Annotated in this window: 7 protein-coding genes; 2 read left to right on the top strand and 5 right to left on the bottom strand. The window is 66.9% G+C overall.

Features of this window, described 5'->3' with window-relative positions; translation table 11 throughout:
* Positions 1 to 24 precede the first annotated feature (24 nt).
* The 3 genes from M1617_07530 to M1617_07540 are packed head-to-tail and all read right to left on the bottom strand — an operon-like array spanning position 25 to position 3099.
* The gene (locus M1617_07530; protein MCL5888119.1) at positions 25 to 684 is read right to left on the bottom strand and encodes a Rieske 2Fe-2S domain-containing protein; all 660 of its coding nucleotides are present in this window, start codon (positions 682 to 684) and stop codon (positions 25 to 27) included.
* Complete coding sequence (locus M1617_07535) at positions 681 to 929, bottom strand: glutaredoxin family protein (GenBank protein ID MCL5888120.1); 249 nt, start codon at positions 927 to 929, stop codon at positions 681 to 683. Before M1617_07535 ends, M1617_07530 begins: the two co-directional genes overlap by 4 nt.
* A 28-nt stretch (positions 930 to 957) precedes the next feature.
* Positions 958 to 3099, bottom strand: a complete 2142-nt coding sequence (locus tag M1617_07540; protein MCL5888121.1) for a cell wall-binding repeat-containing protein — start codon at positions 3097 to 3099, stop codon at positions 958 to 960.
* A 161-nt stretch (positions 3100 to 3260) separates the two neighbouring features.
* Here M1617_07540 and M1617_07545 point away from each other — a divergent pair, with 161 nt between their 5' ends.
* A complete protein-coding gene (locus tag M1617_07545) occupies positions 3261 to 4037 on the top strand; it encodes an MBL fold metallo-hydrolase (protein MCL5888122.1) in 777 nt (258 codons plus the stop codon).
* Positions 4027 to 4503, top strand: a complete 477-nt coding sequence (locus M1617_07550; GenBank protein ID MCL5888123.1) for a DUF1284 domain-containing protein — start codon at positions 4027 to 4029, stop codon at positions 4501 to 4503. Before M1617_07545 ends, M1617_07550 begins: the two co-directional genes overlap by 11 nt.
* Here M1617_07550 and M1617_07555 read toward each other — a convergent pair.
* Together M1617_07555 and M1617_07560 are read right to left on the bottom strand one after the other, a co-directional pair.
* A complete protein-coding gene (locus tag M1617_07555; GenBank protein MCL5888124.1) occupies positions 4435 to 5694 on the bottom strand; it encodes an ABC transporter ATP-binding protein in 1260 nt (419 codons plus the stop codon). The genes M1617_07550 and M1617_07555 overlap by 69 nt on opposite strands.
* Positions 5691 to 6622, bottom strand: a 932-nt coding sequence (locus M1617_07560) for an iron ABC transporter permease (GenBank protein MCL5888125.1), incomplete at its 5' end; no start/stop codon positions are given. The genes M1617_07560 and M1617_07555, both read right to left, overlap by 4 nt.

Below are 6622 nucleotides of genomic sequence, written 5' to 3' on the forward strand. Positions count from 1 at the left end.
GCTGCGGCGTCTCGCACTCACCCGCTACCAGCGAACGTAGACGATGCCGTCTCGGACGGAGGTCTCGTAGGTCTTGACGTCTGCGTCGGGGTGGTCAGTCGTGCCTGTTCGCACGTCGTAGCGCCATCCGTGCCACGGGCACATGACGTGGTGGCCGTCGATGAATCCTTCGGCGAGTGGCGCGAAAGCGTGTCGGCACACGTTGGATAGCGCGAAGAACTCCCCGTCGACGTTGGACACCGCGATCGAGCGCTTCCCGACCTTCACGTGGCGGATCTGGCCCGCGGGCAGGTCCTGGACGCGGAAGACCGGCACATCGACGGGCCCTTCGGTCTTCTCGACCACGCCTATGAGTTCGGCGCCGTCCTCGACATCCGAGAGGATGAACAGGCCGCACCAGCACTTGCGGATCGCCGCGAACTCATCGCGGAAGAACGGGATGCACGGGCAGACGATCTTGAGGTCTTCCTTGGGGTCGTCAGTCCGGATTCGGCAGGGGCAGTAGATGTCGCCGTCACGTTCGAGCACATCGAGCTCGCTTCGCAGCACCTCGTCGACGAACTCGGTCTCGGTGTTGAACTTATAGCCGAGACGCTCGGCGAAGGGCTCCATGTACTCCTTGAGGTCCTCGATGGTCGTGTCCGGCCCGAACATGCGCCGCTTGGGTCTGCCTGCTGCGCTCACAAGCCCAGCTTCTCCTTGATGCCGCGCTTGTCGAACCCGACGATCACGTCCTCGCCGATGATGACGACTGGGAACGACGTGCCGCCGGAGATGCTGCGGACCTCCTCGACCATCTTGGCCTTCTCCTCGCCCTCGAGAAGGTCGACCTCATGGAGTTCGTACTCGATACCGCCCTCATCGAGCATCTTCTTGGTCATCCGACAGTACGGGCACGTCGTCAGGCCATACAACGTGACTTTCATCATCCGTTCTCCTTGTCGCCGAAGGGTCGTCTCAGTTCGCTGTTATCTGTAGCACGCTGTTGCGCACCGCCTGGCTTACCGCGCCTGTCCCTCCGAAGAAGGTGACGGTCTCGATCGCAACGGCGTTGGTCGTGAGTGCTGCTACAGGTGCTGGGTGCAGGGTGGTAGGTGTGGTAAGCAGCATCACGCTGTTGTTCTTGCCCTGCAAGACTCCTACTGCGAGCGCATCGGGGAAGTTCTCGCCAGTGGTGATGCCCACCAGGTCCCAGGTGTGTCCCAGCGAGACTGCATGCGTGGCGACGGCTACAGCGGTAGCGTAGCGGTTCGCTCCCTGTAGACGCAGCACGCCATCTCTGTAGAGGCGGGTCACAAGACCGTCCTCCGTTGCCTGCGATACAGCACCCGTGCCACCTAGGATGATGGCATCGGTGACGCCCTGCATGGCGGTCACTGTCGCAGCAGAAAGTCCGGTTGTGGGATGCGCAAGGTAAAGAGGCCATCCTTGCGCTGCTGCAAGAGGAGCTGCGACCAGAGCATCGGGGAAGTTGCCTCCCGTAGCTACGAAGGCGGTCCCATCCCAAGCGGTGCCCATGGTCTTTCTGACCTCGGCTGCCACAAGATCAGCGGTCACGTAGCGGTCCGCCCCTGCGATCCTTGTCACGTCCGCCGCATCGAGCTGATTCTTCAGCGCCGTCTCGACCGCTGGGTCTACAGCCCCCGTACCACCGATGATGATGGCTTTGTCCGCCCCCAGGCGGGTGATCTCCGCAGTGACTGCAGCGGGAACGGACTTGGTGTCCACAAGCAGCACCGGTCCATCGAGGGCCCCCGCAAGCGAGGTGCCTCCAAGGGCATCCGGCCAGTTGCGACCAGTGGCGATGACCACCGTGCGGGCTCCGGTAGGATCAAGGCCATCCGGGAAGGCTTCCTTGGAAGCCGAGACGGCCGTGTCGAAGCGGTTGGTGCCTTCGATGGCGATGGAAGGTGGCTGCGCTTTGATCCTGCGCACGAAGACGTCCTCCAATGCGTTGTTGTCGCCATCCACGAGGTTGGTGGCAATCGAACTGAAGGCGACGTAGCGGCCGTCTGCGGAGATGGCGGCGTCGGCGCTCCATCCGTCACCTTGTGCTCCTGCGGCCCCAACGCTTACACGGGTCGTCACGCCGCTAACAAGATCACGCACGAAGATATCATCGATCGCGTTGGTGTCGCCATCCACGAGGTTGGTAGCAGCTGAAGCCCAAGCGACGTAGCGACCGTCAGCGGAGATGGCGGCGGACCAGTTCAGTTCGACTTCTCCCGCTAGATCTCCCGCAACTCCGACACTCACGCGCGTCGTCTCACCGCTTACAAGGTCACGCACGAAGATGTCCGCTCCTCCGTTGGTGTCGCCCGGCACGAGGTTGGTGGCCTGTGACTCGAACGCGACATAGCGACCATCAGCGGAGATGGCGGGGTCGTGGCTCCACCAATCACCTTGCGCTCCTGCGGCTCCCACGCTCACGCGGGTGGTCTCGCCGCTTACAAGATCGCGCACGAAGATGTCTCCCGCTATGTTGGTGTCGCCCGGCACGAGGTTGGTAGCCCATGACTCGAACGCGACATAGCGACCATCAGCGGAGATGGCGGGGTCGTGGCTCCATCCGTCACCTTGTGCTCCCGCGACTCCCAAGCTCACGCGCGTGGTCTCACCGCTCACAAGGTCGCGCACAAAGATGTCCTCCGTTCCGTTAGCGTCGCCCGGCACGAGGTTGGTGGAACCCGACTCGAAGGCAACGTAGCGGCCATCAGCGGAGATGGTAGGCCTTCTGCTGTCCCCGCCGATTGCTTGCACTCCCCCGACTCCCACGCTCGCGCGCGTGGTCTCGCCGCTTGCAAGGTCGCGCACGAAGACGTCCCGCACTGTGTTGGTGTCGCCCGGCACGAGGTTTTGAGCCCACGAGGCGAAAGCGATGTAGCGGCCATCTGCGGAGATGACGGGCGTATCGCTCGACCCGCTGACCGCTTCCACTCCAGCGCTATCCACGCTCACGCGCACCGTGGTATTCAGCGGCAGGTATGGAGGCGCGGCTAGCACGGGCGCCTGCAAGACGAGCACCGCCGCCACAAGAAGCGCCAGCACCCGTCGCGAGCGGTTCGCAATCGGTCTTCTCGGCGTTGAAACATCCATCATGGAGCCCCTCGCTAGTATCCCGGCCACGCCCCTGGCGTCAGGCGCACGATCCCACGTCGAAACAACCTGCACACACTATACCCCAATCCCCACTGCTTCCTCGGCGGTTGTTGTGCGGACGGGGCTTGTGCTGCCACGCCATCCGTGGTTCGATAGCTGTCATGCGCGTGGCATTCCTCGGCTCGGGTTCATCGGGCAACGCAACAGCGATCGAAAGCGACGGCGCGGTCGTGCTCGTGGACGCGGGTTTCTCCGCGCGCGAGACGCTGCGCAGGCTTGCGCTTGCAGGCATGTCTGCCGAGAAGGTGCGGGCGGTGCTCGTCACCCATGAGCACGCCGACCACGCGAGCGGGATCCGGGTCCTCGCCGGGCGCCTGAAGGTGCCGGTGTACGCGACCGCAGGGACCGTCGCGGCGGCCGGGATCGATGCATGCGTGGCCGACCCTCGGCGGGTGAAGGCGGGCGACACGTTCTCGGTGGCTTCCATGCGGATCCACGCGTTCGCGCTCTCGCATGACGCGGTCGAGCCGGTGGGGTACCGCATCGAGGGCGCGTGCGGGACCGCGTTCGGGATCGCCACCGACACCGGCGTGCTGACGTGCGACGCACACGAGGCGCTTACCGCGTGCGACGTGCTCGCGCTCGAATGCAACCACGACGAGGACATGCTGCGAAACGGGCCGTACCCGTGGTTCCTCAAACAGCGGATCCTCTCCAGCGTCGGGCACCTGTCGAACCACTCGGCGTGTCGATCGATCGAGCGGCTGCTCTCGGGCCGCCTGGAGACGATCGTCGGGATGCACCTCTCGCAGCAGAACAACGATGCCGAGCTGGTGCGCGACTGCCTGACCGACATGCTCCGCCGAGAAGACCACCCGGCGACCGTCAAGGTCGCGTCGCAGAACGCCGGGCTGGTCCTCGCGTTCGGTGAGCGCTGAAGCCGTGGACGCCGTGCGCCTGCGGGGCCACCACGTCGTGTGCCTGCACTTCTACCAGGGCGAGGGCTACTCCGAGGAGTTCGTAGCCAACCTGTGGCGGGTCATGGAGCGCCTCGAGACCGCGCGGTTCACGCTTACCGAAGGCGCCGATGACGTCTGCGAAAGCTGCCCCTCGCTACACGAGGGCGTGTGCGTAAGCGAGTCCGGAGGCGAGGCCGAGATCCGCCGCATCGACGCGCTCGCGCGCGAGCTTCTCGGGCTGGAAGTCGGCGCGAAGCTGGAGTTCGCCGCGATACGCGAGCGGCTGGTCGGCGTGCTACCGCAGTGGCGCGCGTCCGCGTGCGCCGGGTGCGGCTTCGAGAGCCTATGCGCCGGGAGGATCGACGCGCTCGTCGCGCTAGGGGCCGACAGCGGCCTCGGTGGCGACAGCGAGAGCCTCGGTGAAGGCGGCGCTCCTCGCGCCTGAGCGCAGAGCCTGCGTCGCGATCGCCGAAGCAGCCCCGCCGCAGTAATCGCGACCCTCATCGAACCCGTTCACGAACACGATCGGCCTTCCCGCCTGCAGCGCCGCGCGTAGGTTGCCCAGGTTGCCGCTGCCAAAGGGCGCTTCGGCGATCAGTACCACGTCACTTCGGCGGGCAAGCTCGAGCACTTGGGCCTCGACATCGGCGCTGATGTCTGCGAACGGGTCGATGAGCGCGTACTCGATGCCCAGCGCGGCCGCGACCGCCTGGTCGAAGTCGCCCTGGTTGAGCGCCCCGGCCCTCACGCTCCAGCCGCTAAGCGCGAACTGTCGCATGAGCGGGGCCGCCGCACCCGAGCCGCCGATCACGAGCACGCTGCGCCCCGCCGAGGCGACCAGCGACTCCTCGCGCATCACCGGCACCACCGAGGGCGAGCCCGTGATCGCGTCGGGCACGATGACCGCGCGCACCGCGAAGACCTCGCGGACGACCTCGGCGGTGACGACGTCCTTCGGCGGGCCGACTCGGTGGATGCCGCGGCCGTGGATGACCGCGATCCTGTCTGCGTAGCGCGCGGCGAGGTCGAGGTCGTGGAAGACGCCGAGCACCGCCATCCCGCCGTCGGCGAGTTCGCGCACGAGGTCGAGGACTTGCAGGCTGTGGTTGAGGTCGAGCTGGCTGACGGGCTCGTCGAGCAGCAGGACCGAGGGCTCCTGCACGAGCGCTTGCGCCAGCGTGAGGCGCTGGAGGTCGCCGCCGGAAAGCGTGTCGACCGACTGGCGCGCGAGGTGCGCGGTGTCGGTGAGCTGCATGAAGCGCGCGACGAGCGCCGAGTCGGCCGCACTCTGCTGCTGCATCGCGCCCAGGTGCGGGTGGCGCCCGAGCGCGACGAACTCCTCGGCGGTGAAGGCGAAGGTCGCCGGTGGTGTCTGCGGGAGCACGCCGATGAGTCGCGCGCGGTCACGGTAGGGCATCCGCCTGATGCTCGCGCCTGCGACGCGAACGTCGCCTGCTAGCAGATCGGACTCGCCGAAGAGCGCCTTGAGCAGCGTTGACTTGCCCGCGCCGTTGGGGCCGACGAGCCCCACGAGCTCGCCCGGCGCGACTTGCAGCGACACGGCGTCGAGGATCGCTCGGCGGCTGTAACCGAGCGTGGCGGCGTCGAAGGCGATCACGGGGGCGGGGGCGCTCATCGCGCACGCATCCCGCGCACGAGCAGCCACACGAAGAACGGCCCGCCAGCGATCGCGGTCACCACGCCCACGGGGATCTCGACGGGCGCAAGCACGACTCGCGCGAGCAGGTCGGCAACGACCATCACGACCGCGCCCGCCAGCACCGAGGCTGGCACGAGCACCCGGTGATCCGGGCCGACCACGAGGCGCACGGCGTGCGGCGTCATCAGCCCCACGAAGCCGATCAGCCCCGAGACCGCCACCGCGCCTGCGGTCAGCAGCGAAGCCGCCGCGAGCATCATCAGCTTGAAGCGCTCGACATCCACGCCGAGCTGGGTGGCACGCGCGTCGCCGAGCAGCATGACGTTCATCGCCCGCGTGCGCGAGAGCGGGAGCACGAGCCCCACCGCGAGCATCGCCGCGAGCGTGGCCACGTACTGCCACGATGCGCCGGAGAGCCCGCCCATCATCCAGAACACGATCGTCGCCATCGACTCCTTGGCGAACACCATCATGAACGAGGTGACCGCCGAAAGCGTGTATGAGATCGCGATGCCAGCCAGCAGCAGCGAGGTCACTTCGAGGCGCCCCCGCATCGACGCAAGCCGCACGACCAGCACGACCGTCAGCAGCGCGCCGATGAACGCTCCCGCAGGAACGCCGAAGTACCGCAGCCCGGTCACGCCAGCGGTCCCCACGATGACCGCCATCGCGCCCAAGCCCGCGCCGCTTGAGACGCCCAGGATGAACGGGTCGGCGAGCGGATTCCTGAAGAGGGCCTGGTAGATCACGCCCGCAGTCGCGAGGCTGGCCCCGACGAGCGCCGCCAGCACCGCCCGGGGCAGCCGAATGCCGAGGATGACGTTGTCGGACACGGGCCCGGCCACACCGGAGAGTGCCCGCCCAATCGCAGCGAGCACATCGGCAGGTGGAACCGAGACCGCCC

Source organism: Actinomycetota bacterium, assembly GCA_023488435.1.
In the GTDB taxonomy this organism is placed as follows: Bacteria; Actinomycetota; Coriobacteriia; order Anaerosomatales; family UBA912; genus UBA912.